The sequence below is a fragment of the Microbacterium sp. ABRD28 genome (assembly GCF_003850245.1).
Classification (GTDB): domain Bacteria; phylum Actinomycetota; class Actinomycetes; order Actinomycetales; family Microbacteriaceae; genus Microbacterium.
The window spans coordinates 464,958-486,440 of record NZ_CP031015.1 but is presented as its reverse complement, the minus strand read 5'-3'; the positions used below and the strand labels follow the sequence as shown (position 1 = coordinate 486,440).

The following is a 21,483-nucleotide window of genomic DNA, read 5'->3' as shown; positions in this document are numbered from 1 at the left end:
CGAGGGTCACGACGGGTAGAGAGCGACCAGTTCACGCGCGCGCCTCGCGACGGCCTCGCAGAGAGCATCGGGTGCGAGGACGCGCGCGTCGAGCTCGAGCTGCCACACCGCCCACACGGCGTGGCGAAGGTCGTCGAATGCGACGTCCAGCCGCAGCCATCCGGGTTCGGCCGGCCGTTCCGCACGGAGGGCCCGCACCGTTCCGAGCAGTTCGTCTCGGCGCGAGGCCCTGACCTCGAGGGTCACGGACAGGTGATCATCGGCGAGGAAACGCGCGCTGCGCTCGGCCCAGACACGGTCCAGGTCGACCCGAGCCGGGCGGTCGGCCGGTTCGGCGAGCTCCTCGGCGGAGAGCATCCGTGACAGCCGATACGTGCGGTCCTCCCCCGCGGCGAGGGCGAGCAGATAGGTTCGGTCGCGCACGGTCACCAGGCCGATCGGGTCGACGAGGTGCGATCGAGGCGTTCCGGTGGGGGCCGCGTAGTCGAATCGCAGCTTGTGTCCGGCCAGCACCGCGCGGCGGACCTCGCTCATGACCCCGGCCACCAGTTCCTCGGGGGCCGTTCGCCGGGACAGCAGATCGGTCTCCGGTTCGACCAGCAAACGCCGGGCGGCATCGTCCACGTTGGCGCGGTGTCCGTCGGGCAGCGCGTCGATCACCTTCCGCATCGCCGATGCGAGCGGGGCGCTCAGGCCGAAGATGCTCCCACCCCGCGTGGAACCGGCCGTGAGCATCGCGAGCGCTTCGTCCTGATTGAGGCCGGTCAGTTCTGTGCGGAATCCGGGAAGCAGGGAGAAGCCCCCGTGCCGACCGCGGTCGACATACACCGGCACGCCGGCAGAAGACAGCGCCTCGATGTCGCGCAGCACCGTGCGGGGTGACACCTCGAGCTCGCCGGCCAGCTCGCGGGCCGTCATCCGACCCCGCTGGCGCAGCAGCAGCACCAGCGAGACCAACCGATCCGCACGCATTTTCTCATTCTCGTGCGGATATATGACACAGGGTGTCATGTTTCATCGCGAGGCTCATGAGAGCAGGCGCCGACGACGCGGCCACCGCCCGCCGGCTCCCGCACACACAGAGATCGGAGTGGAAATGGAACGAACAGCAGTCAACCCGGTGACGTGGTCGCAGGCGATGGGCTTCAACCAGGGTGAGGTCGTCTCAGGAGAGACCCGCACCCTCTACATCTCGGGACAGACCGCCATGAGCGCTGACGGCCGGCCGGAGCATGACGGTGATCTCGCGGCTCAGCTCGCCTTGGCGGCGGACAACCTCGAGGGGGTCCTCACCGCTGCGGGGATGTCACTGAAGAATCTCGTCCGGCTCAACGTCTACACCACGGATGTGGACGCGCTGTTGCCGCACTACGGCGTGCTCGCTGCCCGGCTCGGCGCCGCCGGGGTCGCCCCGACGACGACGATGCTCGGGGTGGGCCGGTTGGCCATCCCCGGCCAGATGGTCGAGCTCGAGGGGACGGCGGTCGCGTAGCGGACATGCCCTCCTCTCCACGACGGTCGGCGGGAGCCCCGCCGACCGTCGTGACGAACGCCGCGGGCACCTCCCGCCACGTCACCCCTGCCGCACCCCCGCGAAGCATCCCGGGTCTGGTCCTCGCGCAGGAACACCGGCACGATGGCGGTGACCCCGCCGTCGTCATCCTCGCCGCGTGTCTCGCGCACCGACGGTTCCTTCAGGAGGAAGCAGTGCTGCACAACCGGAAGTCGCTCCGAGACGAACTGCTGGATGAGATCTTCGCCTCGCCCTATGCCGCGAGCACCTTGCCGAAGTACCGCATCCCCGACGACGAGCACCTGCCCGATCGAGCGCACCAGATCGTGGTCGACGAGCTGATGCTCGACGGAAACTCCCGGCAGAACCTGGCGACTTTCTGTCAGACCTGGCTCGAGCCGCAGATCCAGGACATCATGGCGCGCTCGATCGACAAGAACATGGTCGACAAGGACGAGTATCCCCAGACGGCGGCGATCGAGGAGCGCTGCGTGCACATCATCGCCGACCTGTGGAACTCGCCCGACGCCGTCGACACCATGGGGACGTCCACGACGGGTTCGAGCGAGGCGGCGATGCTCGGCGGGATGGCGCTGCTGTGGAAGTGGCGCGAACGACGCCGCGCGGCAGGCCAGCCGACCGACCGGCCGAACCTCGTCACCGGGCCCGTGCAGGTCTGCTGGCACAAGTTCGCGCGCTACTGGGACGTCGAGCTCCGGGAAGTCCCGATGGCGCAGAACCGCCTCCTGATGACCCCTGAGGAGGCGCTGGCCCGGGTCGACGAGAACACGATCGGTGTCGTGCCGACGCTCGGGGTGACCTTCACCGGCGCGTACGAGCCGGTCAGCGCCATCAGCGATGCGCTCGATCAGCTTCAGCGCGACACCGGGCTGGATGTGCCGATGCACGTCGACGCCGCCAGCGGCGGGTTCCTCGCCCCCTTCGTCACGCCCGACCTGGTGTGGGACTTCCGACTGCCGAGGGTGAAGTCGATCAACGCCAGCGGCCACAAGTTCGGGCTCGCGCCGCTGGGTGTCGGATGGATCATCTGGCGCGACGCCGCCGACCTGCCGAAGGACCTCATCTTCGACGTGAACTACCTCGGCGGCAACATGCCGAGCTTCGCCCTGAATTTCTCCCGGCCGGCCGGGCAGGTCATCGCCCAGTACTATCTGCTGCTCCGCCTCGGACGCGAGGGTTACCGCCGGGTGCAGCAGTCTTGCTACGACACTGCGCAGCACATCGCCGCGGAGATCGCCCAGCTCGGCCCGTTCGAGATCATCCATGACGGGGCGCCGGCAGGTGGCATCCCTGCGATCTCCTGGCGGCTGAAACCCGGGCAGGAGGCGCCCTTCACCCTCTTCGATCTGGCCGACCGGCTGCGCACGCGGGGATGGCTCGTGCCGGCCTACTCGCTCCCGGCCGACTGCGAGAACACGGTGGTGCAGCGCATCCTCGTCCGCCACGGCTTCGGTCGCGACGAGGCGTCACTGCTGATGGACGATTACCGCTCGGCCATCGCCCACTTCGACAACCACCCGATCACGGTGCCGATGTCAGAGGAGGAGGCGGGCAGCTTCCATCACTAGGGACGCCGGACGAGCGCGACCGAGCGCTCCTCGGCGACGAAACCCAGGCCCGAATAGAGCGTGTTCGCGCCGGTCGGGCTCTCGGTGTCGACGTCGAGGATCGCCTCGTCGATGTCGGCGTCGGCGATGGCGCGCAGCGCGTGGGAGATGACGAGTGGCGCGAGCCCTTCACGGCGCCGGTCACGCACCACGCCGATGAGGTCGATGTACGCGTTGCTGCGTCCCCGGGCCTCCCAGTCGTCATGGTTCACGGTGACGAGGCAGAAGGCGATGATCCGTCCGTCGGCGTCGACGACGAGTCGGGAGAGGTCGCCGCGGAAGAATTCGCTGCCGACGAACTTCCCCCACCCCTGCGGGGTCGAAGGGAGACTGCCCCAGTGGTCGCGGAACGCGTCGTTGCGCGCCGTGCGGGCGTCGTCTTCCCGATCGCTCGAGTATGCGACGACCTCGACACCGTCGGGCTTCGTCACGTCGGGCACGGCGGATCGCTGCCGCACCATCGTGGCGAACCACCGCTCCGGGGTGAAGCCGAACGACGCGGCAAGGGCCTGATGACCGACGTTGATCGCCTCGGCGTACGTCTTCAGCTCCGCGGGCAGCTCCACCGTCGCCTCCGCAGCGGCCTCGGCGACCTGCTGCTCCGCCCGGGCGTTCTGCCACGCGAACAGCTCGCGGCCGATGCCGCGCCGGCGCCACGCGGGATGCACGGAACCTGCGAGGTGCACGCTGAACTTCTCATCCCGCGAAGGGTGAAGGAACGAGCTGCCCGCGGCGACCGCCGTCCCATCCTCGGCGAACCCGATCAGGGTGTCGCGCGTGTGGTCGATGTGGGGAAGGTCGAACGTGTCGGCCACCTCCTCGCGAGGAGTGACCCAGGAGGGGTGATCGACGGCATCCGCCGCAGCGAAGACGCCGTGGATGGCGTCGATGTCGTCGCGCGTGGCGGTTCGCCACAGCGCGACATCCGGATGCTGCGGCGACACCGGCTCCCCGTGATCGCCGAATCGGGTTCCGACCGTGCTGTCCTCGCTCACGGGCCCACCCTACTCAGGGCCGCAGGAGTCGATCCGGCCCGGGCGCGGGCGCCTAGCGGTGACCGTCCTGATCGACGTCGGTGTACTCGCCGGGCGTTCCCTCGGGGTGGGTGCGGGTGCCGTCGCGCCCTTCGGCATCCTCGTACTCGCCAGGGGCTCCGCGGTGATCCGCGGTGCGCGTGCCATCTGCCCGCTCGGCGTCTTCGTACTGCCCCGGCACTTCGTCGCCTTGGTGGGTGAAACGGCCGCTGCGCGTTTCTTCGTCGGTGTACTCGCCCTCATCGGGGGTGGACCTGTCGCTCACGATCGTCTCCTTCGTCGTCGTACCCCACACGCTACGCCCGAGGGCCGCCCCGCGGCATCAGGTTGACAGCGGATATCACCCCAGCTCGAGGCTCGTGATCCCGAAGAGGCCGTCGGTGTCGATCCGCGGCGGCTCTCCCGTGTACATGCGGGCCGTCTCGAACGACGGCGCCCACCCCTGCGCCTGCGCCCATGCCACGGCGCGCGGATTGACGCCGGGCACGTCGACGGCCACCGAGGTCGCTCCGAGGTCCTCCGCGAGCGCGCTGGCGAGCGCCGAGGCGATCGCAGCGTCGTCGGTGAAGACGGGTCCGAGCCGCGAGGCGGCAGGGGCATCGCGCAGCACCGAGAACCCGACGATCTCGTCGCCGCGCAGGGCGACCCGGGCGCTCCGCGCGGGCAGGCTCACCCACGCCGCGAGGAACGCGTCGCGGGGCGCCCCGAAGAAGCGCCGGTCGTACGCCGCCAGGCGGTCGAACGGGATGTCTCGGGCATCGACGAGGCGCACACCCGCGGGCGGCGACGCGGTCGCCGGAGCGCCCTCATACCGGATGTTCGTCCACGCCGGGCCGAACCCCGACCGACGGTAGTTCTCCTGCTGCGCGACGACCCCGTCCAGGGCGACGACGCGTCCCGTCATCCGTTCCATTCCGGCCCGCCACGTCTGGAAACCGAGGCCCTTCCCCCGCACATCGGGGCGGGCGATGTACATACCGAGGAACCCGAACGCGTCGCCGTAGCCGATGACCGAGATGGATGTCACGGGCTCGCCGTCGAGCCGGCCGATGAGGAACCCGCGGGGGTCGGCGACGGCGAACGCCTGCGCGTCGGTGACGCCCGGGTTCCACCCCTCGGCCGCAGCCCACTCGGCCATCATCGTCACTTCGGCGGCGCTCGCCGTGCCGATCTCGAATCCCATGGTCAGACCGTAGCGCGCGGTGCCCGGGCGGTCAGCGCCGGGCAGTCCGGTTCGTGCCGGGTGGCCCAGCGCTCAGTCGTTCTCGCCGAAGCCGCCCTTCACCAGATCCCGCAGGGCGGCGACCGCCTGCTCGGCGTCGGGCCCGTCGGCTTCGATGCGCAGAACGTCGCCCTTGGACGCTCCCAACGACAGCAGGCCGACCATACTGTTGGCCTTCACCGGTCCGGCTCCCGAGGTGGCGTTCGAGATCCGGATGTCGGCGGTGAACGTCCGCACGGCGCGGACGAGCGTCGCCGCCGGGCGCGAGTGCAGTCCGACCTTGTTGACCAGCGGCTCCTCGGCGGTGATCCCGTCGACAGGCGCCGGTGCAGAATCCGCCGGTTGCGGAGCTTCGTCTGCCTCGTCCCGCCGCTTTGCGGCCAGGGCGCCCCGGGCTTCAGCGGCGACCTCGTCGAGGGTGCAGCCCGAGAGGGCCCGCACGATGCCTGCGGTCAAGCCCTCCACGAACGGCCCGTCGCTGATCCGCACCGGCTGCGACGACTCGCGCAGGTCGAGGGCCAGCTCAGCGCTCAGCACCGCCGAGCCGAGGTCGGTCATGATCAGCACCCCGTCGGCGTCGGCGAGCTCGTCGATCGCGTCGGCGATCGCGGCCGCGTCGGTGCCGAATCCGCCCTGGGCGCCCGAAGCGATCCGCACCGGCGGGGGTTCGTCGTGCACCATCTGCATCGCGAGGTCGAGCGCCGCCTCGGCCAGGGGACGGCTGTGCGAGACGACGACGAAGCCGATCACCCCGCAGACTCCGTCAGCGCCTCGCTCATCGTCCGCAGCAGAATCGTCGCCGACACCGAACCGGGGTCGATGTGCCCGGCGCTGCGCTCGCCGAGGTACGAGGCTCGGCCCTTGCGCGCGACGAGCGGCTCGGTGGCGTCCGATCCCTTCTGCGCCGCCTCCGCTGCCGCCGTCACCGCATCGGCCGCCGACGCGCCCGAGGCGACCGACGCCGACAGGGCATCGATCGCCGGGTCGAGTGCGTCGACCATCGTCTTGTCGCCCACCTCGGCGTGACCGCGCGCGACGATGCCCGCCACCCCGGCACGCAGCGCGTTCTCAAGGTCGGCTGCGCTCATCTCACCGTCTGCGGGAGAGTTCTTGCCCATCTCGAGGAACAGGGTGCCGTACAGGGGTCCGCTCGCGCCGCCGACGGACGAGATCAGCGTCATCCCGACGGTTTTGAACAGGGCGGGGATGTCGGCGGGCGAGCCTGCATCGAGCTTGGCGGTGATGGCGGTGAACCCACGGTTCATGTTCGTGCCGTGGTCGGCATCGCCGATCGCCGAGTCGAGCTGGGTGAGGTAGTCGGCGTTCTCGCTGAGCGCCGCGGCGGCGCGGCGGAGCCAGTCCTGCAGCGTGGCGGTGGTGACGGCATCCGTCATCTCAGGCACCCCATCGCAGGCCGCTGGTGTTGACGGGGGCATCCCACAGGCGCAGCACCTCGTCATCCGCCTGGGTGAGGGTGAGCGAGCACCCGGCCATGTCGAGGCTCGTGATGTAGTCGCCCACCAGGGAGCGGGCGACCTCGATGCCGCGTTGCTTCAGCGCCGCGGCCACTTCGGCGTAGACGACGTACAGCTCGATCAGCGGGGTGCCGCCGAGGCCCGTCAGCATGGCGATCACCGGCCCGCCCGTGAAGTTCAGGTCGGCGGTGATCGACGAGACGAGCTCCTCGGCGATGTCGTGCGCGCTCGCGAGCGGCACGCGCGTACGACCGGGCTCGCCGTGGATGCCGACGCCCATCTCGATCTCGTCCTCGGGCAGGTCGAAGCTGGGCTTGCCGGCGGAGGGCACCGTGCAGCTGGTGAGGGCGACGCCCATCGACCGGCTCGCCTTCGAGACCTTCTCGGCCACGGCGGCCACCTCGCCGAGGGGGCGGCCTTCGGCGGCGGCGGCCCCCGCGACCTTCTCGACGATGACGGTGCCGCCGATGCCCCGGCGCCCGGCCGTCCAGGTCGAGTCCTCGACCGCGACGTCGTCGGCCACCAGGACCGACGCCGTCTCGATCCCCTCATCCTTGGCGAGGTCGGCGGCCATCTCGAAGTTCAGCACGTCGCCGGTGTAGTTCTTCACGATGAAGAGCACGCCGGCGCCGGTGTTCACCTTCGTCGCAGCGGCGAGCATCTGGTCAGGGGTGGGCGAGGTGAAGATCTCGCCCGCGCAGGCCGCGGCGAGCATGCCCGGGCCGACGAAACCGCTGTGCAACGGCTCGTGCCCCGAGCCGCCACCCGAGACGAGCGCGACCTGGCCTTCGTTGCCGGCGGTCGGGCGCAGCACCAGACGGTTCTCGTGGTCGACCTCGAGTTCGGGATGGGCGGCCTCCACCCCTCGCAGCGCGTCAGCGAGCACCGTTGCGGGGGCATTGATGAGCTTCTTCATGCGGGTCTCCTCTTCATCGAGTGCCTCGGTGGCCGGCGCGCGACCGGGATCTGCGCACCTGAGATGACAGTAGACACATCCGGTGGGGTTTCGGTATGGGTTCTTGGGGAGTTCGAAGGAGCGGGGCGTCCCCGCGCGTCGCGGAATGCCGGGTTCGCTGCCGAGGTTGGACAGGACATGGATGCCACGGGCCAGACCTCTTCCCGGCTCGCCGACGCCACGGCGATGGGCCCGGTGACCCTTCTCGTCGGCGACCTCGACGCGATGACGCGGTTCTACCGCGATGTCGTCACTCTCGAGGTGCTGGGGGCCGAGGGCGACACCGTCACTCTCGGGCGTGCGGGGCGAGCCATCGTCATCCTCGTCCACGCGCCCGAGCTCCGTCATGCGCCGCAGGGCGCAGCCGGGCTCTACCACACGGCCATCCTGTTCGAATCGCAGGCGGCGCTCGCCGCCGCGGTGTACTCGGTGGCGCGTCAGGCGCCGCAGACCTTCACCGGCAGCGCCGATCACCTGGTCAGCCAGGCGTTCTACTTCACCGACCCCGAGGGAAACGGCATCGAGCTGTACTGGGATCGGGAGCGCACCGAGTGGTCGTGGACGCACGGGCGCGTCGAGATGGGGACGCTCTTCCTCGACCCCAACGCGTTCCTCCGCGAGCACCTGACGGAGGATGCCGCGGCGGGAGCCACCGCCCGTGACACCGCAGGCGTGGGCCACGTGCATCTGTCGGTGGGCGACATCGCCAGCGCGCGGGCGTTCTACGTCGACGGCCTCGGCTTCGCCGAGACCGCCGATCTCCGGGGTTCGGCCCTCTTCGTCAGTGCGGGCGGATACCACCACCACATGGCGATGAACGTCTGGAACTCGAGGGGCGCGGGCCCCCGCATGCCGGCGCTCGGGCTCGGTCGCGTCGACCTGGTGCTCCCCGATGCCGACGACCTCGGCGAGCTCGGTGAGCGTCTGCAGCACCACGGCGTCGCGGTGCGCGACGACGGCCGGGGACTCTCCTTCGACGACCCCTGGCGGAACGCGGTCTTCGCCACCGTCGCCTGATGTCCCGTCTCGTGTCAGACGACGGTGCGGCGCAGGCGGTGGCGACGGTCAGGCGTGCCGACGACACGTACGCGCCGCGATGGTGGTCGCCGGCGTCGCCCGACGATCACGGCGTCGACATCGCGTCCTGGACCGACACCTTCGACTGAACGCGCGTGCGTCCCGGCCAGGCGGGATGACGACGGATGATGGCGGCAAGCGCCACGCCGACCACGGCGCCCAGCCCGTTCGCGACGAGGTCCCGCGGGTGGGAGATGCGGTCGAGGGGGATCTGCGCCAGCTCGATCCCGAGGGTGAGCAGCAGGGGCAGCGCGAGCGCGAGCGCGCCCCGCAGGAGCAGGCCGGTGGCAACCCCGATCGGCACGAACATCAGGACGTTCAGCAGGATCTCAAGGCTCCGCCCGTCGGTCCACGCCGCCTCATCGGTCCACGCGGCGGGGTTGAGGATGCCCCAGCGCGCCTCCGACCCCTCGGTCGCCCACGGCAGCGGGCGAAGCGTCACCCACAGCACGAGGCTCGTGTAGAGCGCGCCCAGCAGGAACACGGCGGCCGACACCGTCCGTCGAACGGCGGGCGAGGCGGTGCTGCTCATGGTTCGATCGAACCGGGCGTGCGCCGGCACGTCAACGCGATACGGCAACCCCAGCACCTCTGCACCGCCCTTTCCCAGGCGTCGCGTGGCGGCCGGAGCGCGCTCACCGGCGGGCGAGCGCCTCCCAGTCGGCGTCGATCATCCGCGGCTTGCGCCGCGAGATGCGGGCGCGCAGCACGGTTCCCACCTCGGGCCAGTACCGCTTGTCGAGCACGACCTCGGTCTGCAGGGTCTCGCTCTCGAGTCCGGGCGCTTCGAGCGCCACGTCCATCGTGCAGGTCTGGTAGCGCCGGCGGAGGGTGGGCGGCGTGAGGGAGAGGATCCGGATGGTGCCCACGTACGCATCTGCCATCTTCGATCCGCTCAGGCGCTCGAGGGTCGCCGCCGCGTCGTCTTCCCACTCCTCCATGGTGCGAGCGTAGTGGGCAGGGCGCGCCTGGCCCCGCGTGCGTCACGACCCGTCGAATTCGGCGGTCTCGGTCTCCGCCGAGTCGCCGTTCTCGACGGGTCGCCGCCGGCAGATGCGCGGACGACGAGGCCCGGGGCCGCTCGCGCTGTGCTTCGATGAAGACATGACGCTGCAGGGGAGAACGCGATGAAGGCCACCATCATGTACGGCGCCGGCGACGTGCGCGTCGAAGAGGTCGCCGATCCCGTCATCCAGCAGCCGACCGACGCGATCGTCCGCACCGTCCGCACGTGCATCTGCGGCTCCGACCTGCATCCCTATCACTCGATGAAGCCCTCCTCGCGCGGCCAGAGCATGGGGCACGAGCTGCTCGGCGTCGTCGAGGAGACCGGTTCCGCGGTGACGACGGTGAAGAAGGGCGATCTCGTCATCGCCCCGTTCGCCTGGTCGGACAACACCTGCCCCACCTGCCGCGACGGCTTCCAGACGGCCTGCCCGCACGGCGGCTTCTACGCCACGCGCCAGACCGCGGGCCTCCAGGCCGAGCTCTCCCGCATCCCTCTCGCCGACGGCAGCCTCGTCCCCGTGCCGGGGGTGACCGAGGATGACACCGCGGTGCTCCCGTCGCTCCTCACCCTGTCGGATGTGTACCTCACCGGTTATCACGCCGCGTTCATGGCCCGGGTGCGTCCCGGCCAGACCGTCACCGTCGTCGGGGATGGCGCGGTGGGTCTGTCGGCGGTGCTCGCGGCGAAGCAGCTGGGCGCCGAGACCATCATCCTGATGGGCCGTCACCGCGCGCGCACCGACCTCGGCGTCGAGTGGGGCGCGACCCACGTCGTGCCCGAGCGCGGCGATGAGGGCGTCCAGCGCGTGCTCGAGATCACCGACGGCCTGGGAACCCACGCCGTGCTCGAAGCCGTCGGACACATGCCCGCCTACGAGCAGTCGTATCGTGTCGCGCGGACGGGAGGAGTGATCTCCCGGGTCGGCGTGCCGCAGTACGAGGAGGCGGGGGTGGGCTTCCGCTCCCTCTTCGGGCGGAACCTCACGCTCACCGGCGGCCCCGCACCGGTGCGCGCCTACATCGAGGAAGCCATCCCGCAGGTGCTCGACGGCACCATCGAGCCCGGTCGCGTCTTCGACGTCACGATGCCGATCGACGAGGTGCCGGCCGGGTATGCCGCCATGGACGCGCGCGAAGCACTCAAAGTGCTCGTCACGGTCTGAGGGTGGCAGCTCCCCGCACGGTAGCGCGCCCCGTCGGCACGCCGGCGGTGCTCGTCGCCCAGTTCCTCCTGCGCACCGCGTCGGCCGCCGGCGCGCTGGCGCTCGGGGCCTACTTCGTCGACCTCGCTCGCGCCGGAGCACCCGTCGGCGCCCTCATCCTGGGGGTGCTCTCGGGGCTGAGCTTCCTCGCCGAGCTCGTCCTCGCCCCGATCGCGGGATCGGCGAGCGACCGGCGGGGGCGTCGCGTCTTCCTCATCGCGGCGCCCTTGCTCGCCGCCGCCGGCATCCTCATCACCCCCGGCGCGTCGCTGATCGCCGTGGCGCCGTCCGCCGCCCTCGTGATCGCGGTCGTCGCGGCATCCCGCCTCCTCGACGGGGCGGGAGCCGCGATCGCCGCCCCCGCGACCCTCGGCCTGCTCGCCGACGCCAGCGACGACGACCGGATGCGACGGGGCCGCGTGACGAGCATCTACGAGCTGTCGTCCTCCGGCGGCATCGCGCTCGGAGCGGTGACCGGTCCGCTCCTGTACGGAGCGTGGGGACTGTGGTCGTTCGTCGCCCTCGCGGCCGTCTATGTCGCGGCATCCCTGCTGGTGGTCGTCTTCGTGCGACCGGATGCCGCGGGCGCGACGCCCCGGCGGACGCGTGGCGTCCGTGAGCGCATCCGGATCATCGGCCAACCGCGCCTGCTCGCTTTCCTGCCGGCGTGGATCGCGGTCAACGCCATCCTCGGCACCTGGGTCACCTCGCAGATCACCTTCGTGCTCGCCGGCGACCGCACCGCCGAGGGCCAGCTCCTCCCCGGCGCCTTCGCCGACAACGAGGCGGGCCTCTCCGCCGTCCTCGGCGTCTACGTGCTCGTCTTCAGCCTGTGCATCGTGGCGTGGGCGTTCTTCATCGGCCGCCTGCCGACGATCCCCACCCTCTTCGTCACCGTGGCGGGCGCGGTCGTCGCGTCGATCGGACTGCTGCTGCTCAATCGCGGCGCACCGCTGGCGGTCGCGATCCCGATCGTGATCGCGGGGATGTTCCTCGAAGCGGGGTTCACCCCCGCCGCCCTCACCCACCTCAGCGACATCTCGTCCGAGTTCCGCGAGGACCGCGGTCTGATCATGGGGGTGTACTCGGTGGTCGTGGGCGCGGGCTACCTGCTCGGCAACGTCCTGGGCGGCGTCTTCGCCGAGTGGCTGCTCTTCGACGGGCTGGCGATCCTCACGATCGGGCTCGCGATCGTCGCGATGGCGTCGATCCTGGTGATGGCGGTCGTCGAGCGGCGAATGGTTCCCCGCGCCTCCGGTGTCACACGGTCGAGCTGAAGTACAGCAGTCCGATCGGCACCAGCATCATGACACCCAGCACGACGCCGGTGATCGAGAGGCCGTAGCGGCGCTTGCGCGTGATGCCCACGATCAACCCGATGATCGCCAGCAGCAGCACGAGTGCCCCGCCGATGCCGAGCATCGGGATGAGGGCGATCAGCAGCCACCAGATGGCGTTCATCTCGGGGATGAGCCCGATGAGGAAGACGAAGAGTGTCGGCACCAGCCCGACCATCGCGATGATGACGGCGATGAGCCCGAGGATGTCGAAGATCTTCTTCCGCGCCGGCTGCGGCGTCGGCATCGCCGCGTACCCGGGCCCATAACCCTGGCCGTACCCCGGTTCATACCCAGCCGTCATCGGCGTCCCCCTCCGTCGGAGCGATCCTAGGGGAGCACGAGGTGCGGGTCGATCATCGTCATTCCCGCGGGCGCGGCGGTGTCGAAGCGGGGGAGGAGCGCGGATGCCTCGTCGAGCCCGATCACGCGCTCGATGAGGTCCTGCGGGCGGAGCCTGCCCGCCGCGACGAGCTCCATCATCCCGGGGTAGTCCGCCGCCGGCATCCCGTGGCTGCCGAGGATGTCGAGCTCCCAGGCGATCGCACGCGCCATGGGAACGGGGGAGCGGCCGTCGTCCGTCGGCAGCAGTCCGATCTGCACGTGCCGTCCGCGGCGGCGGAGGCTCAGCACCGCATCCGCGGCGGTCTGAGCGCTGCCGACCGCGTCGACCGAGACGTGCGAACCGCCGCCGGTCAGCTCGCGGACGACATCGGGGACGGGCGGTGCGTCCGCGCCCCCGACGACGACGTGCGCCGCACCGAGGCGGCTCGCCACCGCGAGCGCGCGGGGGTTGGTGTCGATGGCGATCACCCTCGCGCCGAGGGCGACCGCGATCATCACGATGCTGAGGCCCACGCCGCCCGCCCCCACCACGGTCACCCATTCGCCGGGCGCGACGCGGGCCCGGGCGGTCAGCGCCCGGAAGGCCGTCGCGAACCGGCAGCCGAGCGCAGCGGCGGCCTCGAACGACACCGCGTCGGGGAGGGCGACGAGATTCGTGTCGGCGGCGTGGAGGGCCACCCTCTCCGCGAAGGATCCCCAGTGGGTGAACCCCGGCTGCTGCTGGTCGGGGCACACCTGGGCATCCCCCGCCCGGCACCACTCGCACGTTCCGCACCCGCAGACGAAGGGCACCGTGACGCGGTCGCCGACACGGAAACGGGCGACGCCCGCGCCGAGCTCGGAGACGACGCCCGCCAGTTCGTGGCCGGGCACGTGCGGGAAGGTGATCTCGTCGCGGCCGGCCCAGGCGTGCCAGTCGCTGCGGCACAGGCCCGTCGCGCGGACGTCGACGACGACGCCTCCCTCTGGCGCCGCGAGCTCGGCGACGTCGGTCACGGTGGGCATGCCGCGGACGGCATGGATGAGGACGGCGCGCACAGGGCGAATCTACCCGCCCCGACCGCCGTCTAGGGTGGGGGCGTGCCCGAGCCTCGCGTCACCCCTTCCGCCCCGACCGGCCTGCCCGACACCGACACCGTCGTGACGTACCCCCAGGGCGCCACATCGAGCACCGGACGGGTGCTGCATGTCGAGGAACTCGGCGACGGGCGTTCCGCTGTCCTGCTCGACGTCACGTGCGTGCATCCCGTCACCGCGGCCTGGCCCGATCAGCCCGCCGACCGCGCGACCCTCGAGGCCGCAGGGCAGACGTTCCCCGTCGTCGACGCGGTGGTCGGTGGCATCCAGGACGGTCGCCTCTTCCTCGGGTCCGACCTGCCCGTGCGGATCGGGACGGAGGGCTGGGTCTTCGTCGTCGCGCACATCGTCGAGGGCTCGGCGCCCGCGGTGGGCGCCGAGGTGGACGCGGTCGTCGATGCCGATCATCGCGCCGCGCTCTCGTCCGGACACACCGTCTGCCACCTCGCCTCCCTCGCCCTGAATGCCGCCCTCGCGGGGGCGTGGACGAAAGACGTCATGAGGGATGCGCTCGGCCACCCCGACTTCGACGCACTGGCGATCCAGACGAGCCGCATCCATCCCGAGGGTTCGGTGGACGTCTACCGGGTCGGCAAGTCGTTGCGGCGGAAGGGTTTCTCCGCCGCCGGGCTCGATGACCTCCCCGCGATCGAATCGCACGCGAACATGCTGCTCGCGGAATGGGTAGTCTCCGACGCCGCCGTCCGCATCGAGCGCGACGGAGACGGACTGTCGTCGCGCCGCGCCTGGGTGTGCGAGCTTCCGGACGCCACGGTCGAGATCCCCTGCGGCGGCACCCACGCCGCGCGCCTCGGCGCCTTCTCGTCGGTGTCAGTGGCCCTCGGAGCCCGCGACGTCGAGGGAGCCCGCGAGATCACGATGACGACGACGGGTCGTCCGGCCCTCTGACCCTCTCTCGCGCGGCACCATGGAGACATGGGTCGCGCACGGAGAGGTTCGGATGCCGCCGAGCCGCGGCATCCGAAGATCTGCGCGTCCTGCGGCCGCACCATGGAGTACCGCGCCCGATGGGCGGCGAACTGGGACGCGGTGAAGTACTGCTCCGATGCGTGCCGCCGCCGCGGTGTGACGCCCATCGACCGTGAGCTCGAGGCGTCGATCCGGCAGACCCTCGCGTCGCGTGCGGCGAGCTCGTCGATGTGTCCGTCCGAAGCGGCGAAGGCCGTCGGCGGCGAGGAATGGCGTGAGCTGATGGAGCCCGCGCGGCGGGCCGCGCGGCGCCTCGTCGCGGCAGGTGAAGTGGAGATCACCCAGGGCGGCCGTGTGGTCGACCCGTCGACGGCGAAGGGGCCGATCCGCATCCGGCGCAGCCCCGCCTCCGGTGCGACGATGGAGGCATGAGCACCTCGATCTCTCCCCGCCGTCTCGATTGGTCCGAGGGGCGTTGGACCCACGAGCCCGTCTCCGCCGAACGGCGCGGTGACGACCTGGTCGTCACGGCCGTCGAAGGCAGCGACGCCTGGCTGCGCACCGCGTACGGCTTCGAGCACGCCTCCGAGCACGGGCTCATCGCCCCGTTCCCCGTCGGTTCGGCGATGGAAGTCGAGTTCACGGCCGATTTCACCGAGCAGTTCGATCAGGCCGGGATCTTCGTGCGGATCGACGAGGAGCGCTGGATCAAGAGCGGTGTGGAGTTCTGCGATGGTGAGCTCGGTGCGGGCGCCGTCGTCACCGACCGGCGTTCGGACTGGTCGGTCGGCGCCGTGCCCGGGTGGAGCGGCCATCGCCTGGTCATCCGGGTGAGCCGGGGTGACGACGCGATCACGGTGCGCGGCGGTGTGGCCGGCGAGCCGATGCGGCTGCTGCGGCTGGCGCCGTTCGACGGCGCCGCCGAGGCATCGGCGGGTCCGCTCGTCGCCGCGCCGTCTCGCGCCGGACTGACCGTGGTGTTCCACTCCTGGCGGCTGACCGAAGCGGACGCGTCGATCCACTGATCCGGCCCTCCCGCCCGCCGCGCGGGCGTACGCTCTGAGCATGATCGAGCTGTTGGCACTCGGAGGCATCGCCGCCGGTGTCACGGCGGTGGCGTTGTGGGTCACCCGGCCTCGACGCAAGACGTCGACGCCGCATGACGACACGCTCCGGGTCGGGCAGGCCGCGACTCCGTCTCCGTACGAAGCGGCCCGTCGCGCCGAGGGAAAGGCCGCCTGGACCCGCATCTCGGGCGCCTGAAAGGGATGTCGTCCCCCCTGATCGGACCCGTGGCGCCGCCCGCCCTGCACGTCATGACCTTCAACATCCGCCGTCGGCTTTCTCCGACGCTGCGGCGCGTGGACCGGTGGAGTCACCGGCGAGCCGCGGTCGCCGCACTGCTGGGAGCGGAACGGCCCCACGTCCTGGGTGTGCAGGAGGCTCTCCCCGACCAGGCGCGCGACGTCCATGCCGCGCTCGGCCCGGGTTACGTGGCGATCGGTCACGGACGACGCCGGGATGGCGGGGGAGAAGCCTGCCCGCTCTTCTTCGACGCCGACCGCCTCGAGCTCGAGAGCTGGCGGCAGATCGCCCTGTCGGACCATCCGGATGAGCCCGGATCGCGTTCGTGGGGCAACAGGGTGCCCCGCGTCGCGGTCATCGCGCGGCTGCGCGACCGGGCGACATCCGCGGCGTTCGTCGTGGTGAACACGCACTTCGACCACATCTCCCGGACGGCGAGGCGTCGCTCGGCCGAGGCCGTGCGCCTCCTCGTTGCCGAGACGGCGCTCCCGGGCGTGGTGGTGGGCGACCTCAACTCCGGGGAGGGGACGGTGCCGATCAGGGAGCTGCTGCGGGATGCGGCGCTGCGAGACGCCTGGGCGGTCGCCGACGAGCGGGTCACGCCCGAATGGGGCACCTTCCCGAACTACGGTGATCCCCGCGTGGGCCGGAAGCGCATCGACTGGATCGTCGTCACACGCGACATCGAGGTGGAGCGCGTCGCGATCAACCCGTCGGCCCCGCAGGGCCGCCGGCCCTCGGACCACCTGCCGGTCCAGGCCGTGCTGCGACTTCCCGAGCGACGCGCCGATCACGCCCTGGACTGAGCGGCGGCGTCGTCGCCGGACTGCGGGTCGCGAGCGGGTGGGTCACCCGGCCGGATGCCGCTCCGCGTCGTCAGGCGCACGGCGCAGACCGCAACCTCCGGCGATGAGCAGCGAGGGGACGTCGCCGGTGCGCATCAGCGTCCACAGGGTGTGCGTGCACGACCGGCACCGCACGATGAACGCGTCGCGGTCGGCCTCGACCTGCCATTCCGCGAGCGGCGCCGCGGTGTGACAGCCGCCGCACTCGACGATCAGCATGCTGAGGTCACCCGCGAGGAGATCCTCCAGGGCGCCTACTACGGCGTTTCCGTCGACGACGTGCGCCGTGTGAGGGTCGTCCCGGCCGGGGTGTGTGGCGTGGGAGACGCGGGTGGGGTCGTCGGACATCGTCATCCTCCGAATCGTTCGGTGCGCACGCGCGCCGGGTCATGACCGGTGGCGACCATCGCGTCCGCCGCGGCTTCCACGAAGCGGGTCGGTCCGCAGATGAAGGTGAGCGGATGCCGCGCGGGCGGCCATGTCGCCGCGGCGACCCGGTCGGGCGTCAACCGGCCGACGGGCTCCGGCCAGCCCTCGGGGGCGGCGCGGGTGTACGCCCACGTGAGGTCCAGGGAGCGACCGGCGAGGTCGAGGATCTCGTCGCGGTAGAGGGCGTCGTCGGGGCTGCGCACCGAGTAGAGCAGGCGGAAGGGCACGGGGCTTTCCGACCGGTCGTGCGCTCGCGCCATCGCGAGGAGGGGCACGATCCCCGATCCGCCCGCAACGAGCTGCACCGGGTCGGGGTCGGACTCATGCCACACGAAGTATGCGCCGAGTGGGCCTTTCACCTCGAGCACGTCGCCGACCTCGGCCACGTCGACGAGGTAGGGCGAGACCTCGCCGTCGGGCACAGTGTCCACCGCGAGTTCGACGCGTTCGCCCGGCCCTGACGAGGCGATCGAGTACGACCGCTCGGCCTGGTAGCCGTCTTCCGCGGTGAGGCGGATGTCGAGGTGCTGGCCCGGATCGTTGCCGGGCCAGCCGGGGACGTCGAGGGTGAGGACGCGCGCGTGGCTCGTGGTCGGCCGGACCGCGGCGATGCGCGCGGCAAGCCACCCGGTCGTCCTCACCAGTACCGCTCCTCCAGCCAGGGGTCGCCGCGCAGGTGATAGCCGTTCTGCTCCCAGAACCCGGGATCGTCGTGCTGCTGCATGACGAGGCCCCGCACCCACTTGGCGCTCTTCCAGAAGTAGAGGTGCGGTACCAGGAGGCGGGCGGGGCCTCCGTGTTCGGGGTCGAGCGGCTCACCGTCGAACTCGTACGCGATCCAGGCCTTGCCGTCGAGCAGGTCCTCGAGCGGCACGTTCGTGGTGTACCCGCCGTAGGAGTGGGCCATGACGTAGTCGAAGCTCGTCTCGACGTCTTCGAAGAGCGTGTCGAGGGCGACGCCCCGCCACGAGGTGCCGAGCTTCGACCATCGCGTGACGCAGTGGATGTCGGTCGACACCTCCTCCGACGGCAGAGCGGTGAAGTCGTCCCAGCTCCACCGCGCCGTCTCACCGGTCTCGGTGCGGATGGAGAACGACCATTCCGAAAGCGGAATGCGCGGTGTGGGGCCCGCGGAGAGGACGGGGAAGTCGGTGGTGAGGTACTGGCCGGGCGGGAGATCCGGGTCGGCGTCACGCCGACGCGAGCCGAATCCGCGGGTGAACTGGGCCATCGGAACCTGCTTTCGCGAGGGTGGTGCCGAATCGGGGTGTGACGCTCTGCCGCGAGCCTAGGGCGCGCGTGCTTGCCGCTCAACCCGCGTCGGCGGGTCCGCCGACGCGGCGGAGTGTCCTCAACTCCTGCAGAATCGAGCGCAGGGCGCGCAGCAAGTGTTTTCCCCGCCTTTCGGCCGGGGATTTGCAGGAGTGCGGGACGACGCGGATCACCCACCGACCGCGGCGGCCTTCGCCCGCAGCACCTCGGCCTCGCGCTCGTTGCCTGTCAGCGCCGCCGCGGCCAGGAGCTCGGCGCGGGCCTCCTCCGCCCGGCCGAGCTGAGCGAGCAGCTCGCCGCGCACACTCGGGATGAGGTGCGAGCCGCGCAGCGCGCCCTGCGCGATTAGCCGGTCGACCATCGCCAGCGCCGTGCCCGGTCCGACGGACATCGAGACGGCGACCGCGTGGTTGAGGTCGACCACCGGGCTCGGGGCGATCCGGCCCAGCACCTCGTACAGCACGACGATCTGCTCCCAGTCGGTGTCGGCGAAGGTCGGGGCGATCGCGTGCTGCTCGGCGATCGCCGCCTGCAACGCGTACGCGCCCCGCCCGCGCCCGACGACGTCGGCTCGCGCGAGCGCGGCGCGCCCCCGCGCGATCTGGGCCCGGTCCCACCGGGCGCGGTCCTGATCCGCCAGCAGCACGGGCTGCCCCCCGGCATCCGTCCGCGCCCCGAACCGTGAGGCCTGGAGCTCCATCACTGCCAGCAGGGCCCACGCGTCGGCCTCGCGCGGCATCAACCCGGCGAGCATGCGACCGAGCCGCAACGCCTCGTCGGCCAGGTCGGCGCGCACCCACCGGTCACCGCTCGTGGCGGCATACCCCTCGGTGTAGATCAGATACACCACGCTCAGAACGGTCTGCAGCCGAGCCGGCCACTCCGCAGGATCAGGCGTCTCGAACGGTACCTTCGCAGCCTGCAGGGTCTTCTTCGCCCGGGTGATGCGCGCCTGCACCGTCGGCACGGGCACCAGCAGCATCCGCGCGATCTCAACGGTCGTGAGCCCTCCGACGACCCGCAGGGAGAGGGCGACCTGCGATTCCCGCGAGAGCGCCGGGTGGCACGCGGTGAACACAAGCCGCAGCACATCGTCGTCGATCGGTTCCCACGCGTCCGCGGCCAATTCCGAGAGGTCGTGCGCCATGGCGCGGTGGCGCTCATCGAGCGCCGACCGGCGTCGCCAGGCGTCCACCGCCCGCCGCTTCGCGACCGCCGTCAGCCACGCACCCGGGTTGTCGGGCACGCCGTGCTCGCGCCACGAGCCCAGGGCCTCGACGATCGCTTCCTGCGCGACATCCTCGGCGAGGACGACGTCGCCGGTCGCCTTCGCCACCGCGGCGACGATACGCGCACCCTCCATGCGCCACACGGCCTCCAGCACGCGGCGCGGATCGGCGCTCATTCGGTGCCGAGCTCCTCGCGCCAGCCCTTCTCCTTCTGGATGTACTCGTTGTCGGCATAGTCCGCGAAGTCGGACTCGTCGGTCATCCGGCGCACCTCGATCTTGTTGCCGGGGCCGAGGGGGGCCTTCTTCGCCCACTCGACGGCCTCCTCCTGCGACCCGACCTGGATCGTCCAGAAGCCGTTGAAAAGCTCGTGCACCTCGCCGTAGGGCCCGTCGGTCACGATGGGCGCTTCGCCGGTGAACTCCACCACCGACCCCTGCGCCGCATCGGTCAGACCGTCGCCGCCGAGAAGCACCCCGGCCTTCATCATCGACTCGTTGTAGGCGCCCATCGCGTTGATGATCGCCTCGAAGTCCATGTCTTCGTAGTTCTCCACCGAACCGCTGTTGCGCATGATGAGCATGTACTTGGCCATGAAAATCTCCGTTTCGTTCGGGGAGGAGGGCCCTCCCACTATCGCGTCGAACCGGGCGGAGCGGAATCGACATCGCCGTCGAGAAAGATTTCGGATGCCGCGACGGCGAGCCGCGGCATCCGCTTCCCGTGCGCCGGACCCACCTGCGGGCACAATGCCATTCATGTGGCTCTACCAGCTGCCGGTCGGGGTCGCGCTGCCCGGTTTCGTCATCCTCTTCGTCGCGGCGTCGCTGCTGATCGTCATCGCGCTGCGTCGCTGGGTGCCGGGCGACAAGAAGCAGATGCGCGAGTGGGACCGGATCCTCGCCTACGTGATGGCGACCTTCGGCGTGCTCTACGGCGTGACCCTCGCGCTCATCGCCGCCGCCTCGTACGAGAACTATCGCGGTGTCGAGGAGATCGTGAGGGATGAGGCATCGGCGGTCGCGGTGCTCTATCGCGACACGGCCGGATTCCCCGAGCCTGAGCGAGGCGAGCTCCAGGCGCTGATCGTCTCCTACGTCGACCACGTCCGGGAGGTGGATTGGGAGGCGCAGCGCGAGGGACGGATCCCCTCGCAGTCTGTGGCGGAGGTCGCCGCGATCGAAGATGTTCTGTTCTCGTTCGAGCCCGAGGGTGAGGGGGAGGCGAACGTCCATGCGGCGGCGATCTGGTCGTTCAACGAGTTCATGTCGGCGCGCAGCGCGCGGATCGGGGTGATCGGGCTAGAGCTGCCCGGCATCCTGTGGTTCGTCCTGTACTCGGGCGCGGCGATCACGGCGGTGCTCATCGGGATGATCCAGATGGGACGGCTGCGTACTCACCTCGTCATGGCGGCGGTGCTCGCCTCGTACGTGGCCATCGTCATCTTCACCATCGCGAGCTTCGATCACCCGTACATGGGTCCGGTCGCGGTCGACACGGAGTACTTCGAGGAGGTGCAGGAGTGGCTCTTCGACCGCGCGGATTGATCGCTGTCGGAGATCTCCTCGGGCGCCGATCTGTCGTGATCGCACCGTTGTGC

Annotated in this window: 28 protein-coding genes; 12 read left to right on the top strand and 16 right to left on the bottom strand. The window is 70.8% G+C overall.

What is annotated here, in order from left to right; genetic code table 11:
• Nucleotides 1-6: 6 nt before the first annotated feature.
• Nucleotides 7-972: a helix-turn-helix transcriptional regulator gene (locus tag DT073_RS02505; RefSeq protein ID WP_124291963.1), complete on the bottom strand. Its 966-nt coding sequence runs from the start codon at nucleotides 970-972 to the stop codon at nucleotides 7-9.
• Between the two features lie 124 nt (nucleotides 973-1,096).
• On the opposite strand from DT073_RS02505, the gene DT073_RS02500 reads away from it, so the two are divergent.
• On the top strand, nucleotides 1,097-1,492 hold the full coding sequence (locus DT073_RS02500; RefSeq protein WP_124291962.1) for a RidA family protein: 396 nt from the start codon (nucleotides 1,097-1,099) through the stop codon (nucleotides 1,490-1,492).
• 5 nt (nucleotides 1,493-1,497) lie between these two features.
• Nucleotides 1,498-3,102 (top strand): glutamate decarboxylase, encoded by a 1,605-nt coding sequence (gene gad / locus DT073_RS02495; protein ID WP_124291961.1) that lies wholly within the window; start codon nucleotides 1,498-1,500, stop codon nucleotides 3,100-3,102.
• Here gad and DT073_RS02490 read toward each other — a convergent pair.
• The 6 genes from DT073_RS02490 to dhaK all read right to left on the bottom strand — a co-directional run bounded on the left by DT073_RS02490 (nucleotide 3,099) and on the right by dhaK (nucleotide 7,788).
• Nucleotides 3,099-4,136 carry a GNAT family N-acetyltransferase gene (locus DT073_RS02490; protein WP_124291960.1) on the bottom strand — a complete coding sequence of 346 codons (1,038 nt, stop codon included), beginning with the start codon at nucleotides 4,134-4,136 and terminating at the stop codon, nucleotides 3,099-3,101. The two genes, gad and DT073_RS02490, sit on opposite strands and share 4 nt — an antisense overlap.
• Before the next feature lie 52 nt (nucleotides 4,137-4,188).
• Nucleotides 4,189-4,440, bottom strand: a complete 252-nt coding sequence (locus tag DT073_RS02485; protein WP_124291959.1) for a hypothetical protein — start codon at nucleotides 4,438-4,440, stop codon at nucleotides 4,189-4,191.
• 75 nt (nucleotides 4,441-4,515) lie between these two features.
• Complete coding sequence (locus DT073_RS02480) at nucleotides 4,516-5,358, bottom strand: GNAT family N-acetyltransferase (protein WP_124291958.1); 843 nt, start codon at nucleotides 5,356-5,358, stop codon at nucleotides 4,516-4,518.
• 72 nt (nucleotides 5,359-5,430) lie between these two features.
• On the bottom strand, nucleotides 5,431-6,147 hold the full coding sequence (locus tag DT073_RS02475; RefSeq protein WP_124291957.1) for an HPr family phosphocarrier protein: 717 nt from the start codon (nucleotides 6,145-6,147) through the stop codon (nucleotides 5,431-5,433).
• Nucleotides 6,144-6,791, bottom strand: coding sequence for a dihydroxyacetone kinase subunit DhaL (dhaL, locus tag DT073_RS02470; RefSeq protein WP_124291956.1), 648 nt, complete (start codon nucleotides 6,789-6,791; stop codon nucleotides 6,144-6,146). Before dhaL ends, DT073_RS02475 begins: the two co-directional genes overlap by 4 nt.
• Nucleotide 6,792: 1 nt before the next feature.
• Nucleotides 6,793-7,788: a dihydroxyacetone kinase subunit DhaK gene (dhaK, locus tag DT073_RS02465; RefSeq protein ID WP_124291955.1), complete on the bottom strand. Its 996-nt coding sequence runs from the start codon at nucleotides 7,786-7,788 to the stop codon at nucleotides 6,793-6,795.
• A 177-nt stretch (nucleotides 7,789-7,965) separates the two neighbouring features.
• Between dhaK and DT073_RS02460 the strand changes: the two genes are divergently transcribed.
• A complete protein-coding gene (locus tag DT073_RS02460; RefSeq protein WP_124291954.1) occupies nucleotides 7,966-8,844 on the top strand; it encodes a VOC family protein in 879 nt (292 codons plus the stop codon).
• Entirely contained in the window at nucleotides 8,844-8,993 is a 150-nt protein-coding gene (locus DT073_RS15785; protein WP_164478097.1) for a hypothetical protein, read from the top strand. Before DT073_RS02460 ends, DT073_RS15785 begins: the two co-directional genes overlap by 1 nt.
• Here the strand turns inward: DT073_RS15785 and DT073_RS02455 are convergent.
• Nucleotides 8,951-9,436, bottom strand: a complete 486-nt coding sequence (locus DT073_RS02455; protein WP_124291953.1) for a VanZ family protein — start codon at nucleotides 9,434-9,436, stop codon at nucleotides 8,951-8,953. The two genes, DT073_RS15785 and DT073_RS02455, sit on opposite strands and share 43 nt — an antisense overlap.
• Before the next feature lie 103 nt (nucleotides 9,437-9,539).
• The gene (locus DT073_RS02450; RefSeq protein ID WP_124291952.1) at nucleotides 9,540-9,845 is read right to left on the bottom strand and encodes a hypothetical protein; all 306 of its coding nucleotides are present in this window, start codon (nucleotides 9,843-9,845) and stop codon (nucleotides 9,540-9,542) included.
• Between the two features lie 186 nt (nucleotides 9,846-10,031).
• Between DT073_RS02450 and DT073_RS02445 the strand changes: the two genes are divergently transcribed.
• Both DT073_RS02445 and DT073_RS02440 read left to right on the top strand, forming a co-directional pair.
• The gene (locus DT073_RS02445) at nucleotides 10,032-11,075 is read left to right on the top strand and encodes a zinc-binding dehydrogenase (protein WP_205782991.1); all 1,044 of its coding nucleotides are present in this window, start codon (nucleotides 10,032-10,034) and stop codon (nucleotides 11,073-11,075) included.
• Nucleotides 11,076-11,077: 2 nt separating this feature from the next.
• Nucleotides 11,078-12,391 carry an MFS transporter gene (locus DT073_RS02440; protein ID WP_164478129.1) on the top strand — a complete coding sequence of 438 codons (1,314 nt, stop codon included), beginning with the start codon at nucleotides 11,078-11,080 and terminating at the stop codon, nucleotides 12,389-12,391.
• On the opposite strand, the gene DT073_RS02435 is transcribed toward DT073_RS02440, so the two are convergent.
• Nucleotides 12,375-12,755, bottom strand: coding sequence for an Asp23/Gls24 family envelope stress response protein (locus DT073_RS02435; RefSeq protein ID WP_124291950.1), 381 nt, complete (start codon nucleotides 12,753-12,755; stop codon nucleotides 12,375-12,377). The two genes, DT073_RS02440 and DT073_RS02435, sit on opposite strands and share 17 nt — an antisense overlap.
• Nucleotides 12,756-12,781: 26 nt before the next feature.
• Complete coding sequence (locus DT073_RS02430) at nucleotides 12,782-13,834, bottom strand: alcohol dehydrogenase catalytic domain-containing protein (RefSeq protein ID WP_124291949.1); 1,053 nt, start codon at nucleotides 13,832-13,834, stop codon at nucleotides 12,782-12,784.
• Nucleotides 13,835-13,876: 42 nt separating this feature from the next.
• Between DT073_RS02430 and DT073_RS02425 the strand changes: the two genes are divergently transcribed.
• Genes DT073_RS02425 through DT073_RS02405 form a run of 5 tightly spaced genes read left to right on the top strand, consistent with a single transcriptional unit; the run spans nucleotide 13,877 to nucleotide 16,914 of the window.
• Nucleotides 13,877-14,782 carry an alanyl-tRNA editing protein gene (locus tag DT073_RS02425; RefSeq protein WP_240638699.1) on the top strand — a complete coding sequence of 302 codons (906 nt, stop codon included), beginning with the start codon at nucleotides 13,877-13,879 and terminating at the stop codon, nucleotides 14,780-14,782.
• A 27-nt stretch (nucleotides 14,783-14,809) separates the two neighbouring features.
• Complete coding sequence (locus DT073_RS02420; protein ID WP_124291948.1) at nucleotides 14,810-15,235, top strand: DUF2256 and DUF3253 domain-containing protein; 426 nt, start codon at nucleotides 14,810-14,812, stop codon at nucleotides 15,233-15,235.
• The gene (locus tag DT073_RS02415) at nucleotides 15,232-15,828 is read left to right on the top strand and encodes a DUF1349 domain-containing protein (protein WP_124291947.1); all 597 of its coding nucleotides are present in this window, start codon (nucleotides 15,232-15,234) and stop codon (nucleotides 15,826-15,828) included. Before DT073_RS02420 ends, DT073_RS02415 begins: the two co-directional genes overlap by 4 nt.
• A gap of 40 nt (nucleotides 15,829-15,868) precedes the next feature.
• Complete coding sequence (locus tag DT073_RS02410) at nucleotides 15,869-16,066, top strand: hypothetical protein (RefSeq protein ID WP_124291946.1); 198 nt, start codon at nucleotides 15,869-15,871, stop codon at nucleotides 16,064-16,066.
• Between the two features lie 5 nt (nucleotides 16,067-16,071).
• Nucleotides 16,072-16,914: an endonuclease/exonuclease/phosphatase family protein gene (locus tag DT073_RS02405; RefSeq protein WP_124291945.1), complete on the top strand. Its 843-nt coding sequence runs from the start codon at nucleotides 16,072-16,074 to the stop codon at nucleotides 16,912-16,914.
• A 42-nt stretch (nucleotides 16,915-16,956) separates the two neighbouring features.
• Here the strand turns inward: DT073_RS02405 and DT073_RS02400 are convergent, their stop codons facing one another.
• From DT073_RS02400 to DT073_RS02380, 5 genes are all read right to left on the bottom strand, one after another.
• Entirely contained in the window at nucleotides 16,957-17,307 is a 351-nt protein-coding gene (locus DT073_RS02400; RefSeq protein WP_124291944.1) for a DUF6510 family protein, read from the bottom strand.
• Nucleotides 17,304-18,023 (bottom strand): ferredoxin reductase, encoded by a 720-nt coding sequence (locus DT073_RS02395; RefSeq protein ID WP_124291943.1) that lies wholly within the window; start codon nucleotides 18,021-18,023, stop codon nucleotides 17,304-17,306. Before DT073_RS02395 ends, DT073_RS02400 begins: the two co-directional genes overlap by 4 nt.
• Nucleotides 18,020-18,613: a sulfite oxidase-like oxidoreductase gene (locus DT073_RS02390; RefSeq protein ID WP_124291942.1), complete on the bottom strand. Its 594-nt coding sequence runs from the start codon at nucleotides 18,611-18,613 to the stop codon at nucleotides 18,020-18,022. The genes DT073_RS02395 and DT073_RS02390 overlap by 4 nt, the downstream gene beginning before the upstream one ends.
• Nucleotides 18,614-18,823: 210 nt before the next feature.
• Nucleotides 18,824-20,059 carry an RNA polymerase sigma factor gene (locus tag DT073_RS02385; protein WP_124291941.1) on the bottom strand — a complete coding sequence of 412 codons (1,236 nt, stop codon included), beginning with the start codon at nucleotides 20,057-20,059 and terminating at the stop codon, nucleotides 18,824-18,826.
• Complete coding sequence (locus DT073_RS02380; protein ID WP_124291940.1) at nucleotides 20,056-20,478, bottom strand: YciI family protein; 423 nt, start codon at nucleotides 20,476-20,478, stop codon at nucleotides 20,056-20,058. The genes DT073_RS02385 and DT073_RS02380 overlap by 4 nt, the downstream gene beginning before the upstream one ends.
• Nucleotides 20,479-20,641: 163 nt before the next feature.
• Here DT073_RS02380 and DT073_RS02375 point away from each other — a divergent pair, with 163 nt between their 5' ends.
• On the top strand, nucleotides 20,642-21,430 hold the full coding sequence (locus DT073_RS02375) for a bestrophin-like domain (protein ID WP_240638698.1): 789 nt from the start codon (nucleotides 20,642-20,644) through the stop codon (nucleotides 21,428-21,430).
• Nucleotides 21,431-21,483 lie beyond the last annotated feature (53 nt).

Bases quoted from the DNA above. Each gene is read 5' to 3' on its own strand.
- DT073_RS02505 (WP_124291963.1), bottom strand. From the start codon at position 972: ATGCGTGCGGATCGGTTGGTCTCGCTGGTGCTGCTGCTGCGCCAGCGG.
- DT073_RS02500 (WP_124291962.1), top strand. From the start codon at position 1,097: ATGGAACGAACAGCAGTCAACCCGGTGACGTGGTCGCAGGCGATGGGC.
- gad (WP_124291961.1), top strand. From the start codon at position 1,498: ATGCCCTCCTCTCCACGACGGTCGGCGGGAGCCCCGCCGACCGTCGTG.
- DT073_RS02480 (WP_124291958.1), bottom strand. From the start codon at position 5,358: ATGGGATTCGAGATCGGCACGGCGAGCGCCGCCGAAGTGACGATGATG.
- dhaL (WP_124291956.1), bottom strand. From the start codon at position 6,791: ATGACGGATGCCGTCACCACCGCCACGCTGCAGGACTGGCTCCGCCGC.
- dhaK (WP_124291955.1), bottom strand. From the start codon at position 7,788: ATGAAGAAGCTCATCAATGCCCCCGCAACGGTGCTCGCTGACGCGCTG.
- DT073_RS02460 (WP_124291954.1), top strand. From the start codon at position 7,966: ATGGATGCCACGGGCCAGACCTCTTCCCGGCTCGCCGACGCCACGGCG.
- DT073_RS15785 (WP_164478097.1), top strand. From the start codon at position 8,844: ATGTCCCGTCTCGTGTCAGACGACGGTGCGGCGCAGGCGGTGGCGACG.
- DT073_RS02455 (WP_124291953.1), bottom strand. From the start codon at position 9,436: ATGAGCAGCACCGCCTCGCCCGCCGTTCGACGGACGGTGTCGGCCGCC.
- DT073_RS02450 (WP_124291952.1), bottom strand. From the start codon at position 9,845: ATGGAGGAGTGGGAAGACGACGCGGCGGCGACCCTCGAGCGCCTGAGC.
- DT073_RS02445 (WP_205782991.1), top strand. From the start codon at position 10,032: ATGAAGGCCACCATCATGTACGGCGCCGGCGACGTGCGCGTCGAAGAG.
- DT073_RS02435 (WP_124291950.1), bottom strand. From the start codon at position 12,755: ATGACGGCTGGGTATGAACCGGGGTACGGCCAGGGTTATGGGCCCGGG.
- DT073_RS02420 (WP_124291948.1), top strand. From the start codon at position 14,810: ATGGGTCGCGCACGGAGAGGTTCGGATGCCGCCGAGCCGCGGCATCCG.
- DT073_RS02415 (WP_124291947.1), top strand. From the start codon at position 15,232: ATGAGCACCTCGATCTCTCCCCGCCGTCTCGATTGGTCCGAGGGGCGT.
- DT073_RS02410 (WP_124291946.1), top strand. From the start codon at position 15,869: ATGATCGAGCTGTTGGCACTCGGAGGCATCGCCGCCGGTGTCACGGCG.
- DT073_RS02405 (WP_124291945.1), top strand. From the start codon at position 16,072: ATGTCGTCCCCCCTGATCGGACCCGTGGCGCCGCCCGCCCTGCACGTC.
- DT073_RS02400 (WP_124291944.1), bottom strand. From the start codon at position 17,307: ATGACGATGTCCGACGACCCCACCCGCGTCTCCCACGCCACACACCCC.
- DT073_RS02390 (WP_124291942.1), bottom strand. From the start codon at position 18,613: ATGGCCCAGTTCACCCGCGGATTCGGCTCGCGTCGGCGTGACGCCGAC.
- DT073_RS02385 (WP_124291941.1), bottom strand. From the start codon at position 20,059: ATGAGCGCCGATCCGCGCCGCGTGCTGGAGGCCGTGTGGCGCATGGAG.
- DT073_RS02380 (WP_124291940.1), bottom strand. From the start codon at position 20,478: ATGGCCAAGTACATGCTCATCATGCGCAACAGCGGTTCGGTGGAGAAC.
- DT073_RS02375 (WP_240638698.1), top strand. From the start codon at position 20,642: ATGTGGCTCTACCAGCTGCCGGTCGGGGTCGCGCTGCCCGGTTTCGTC.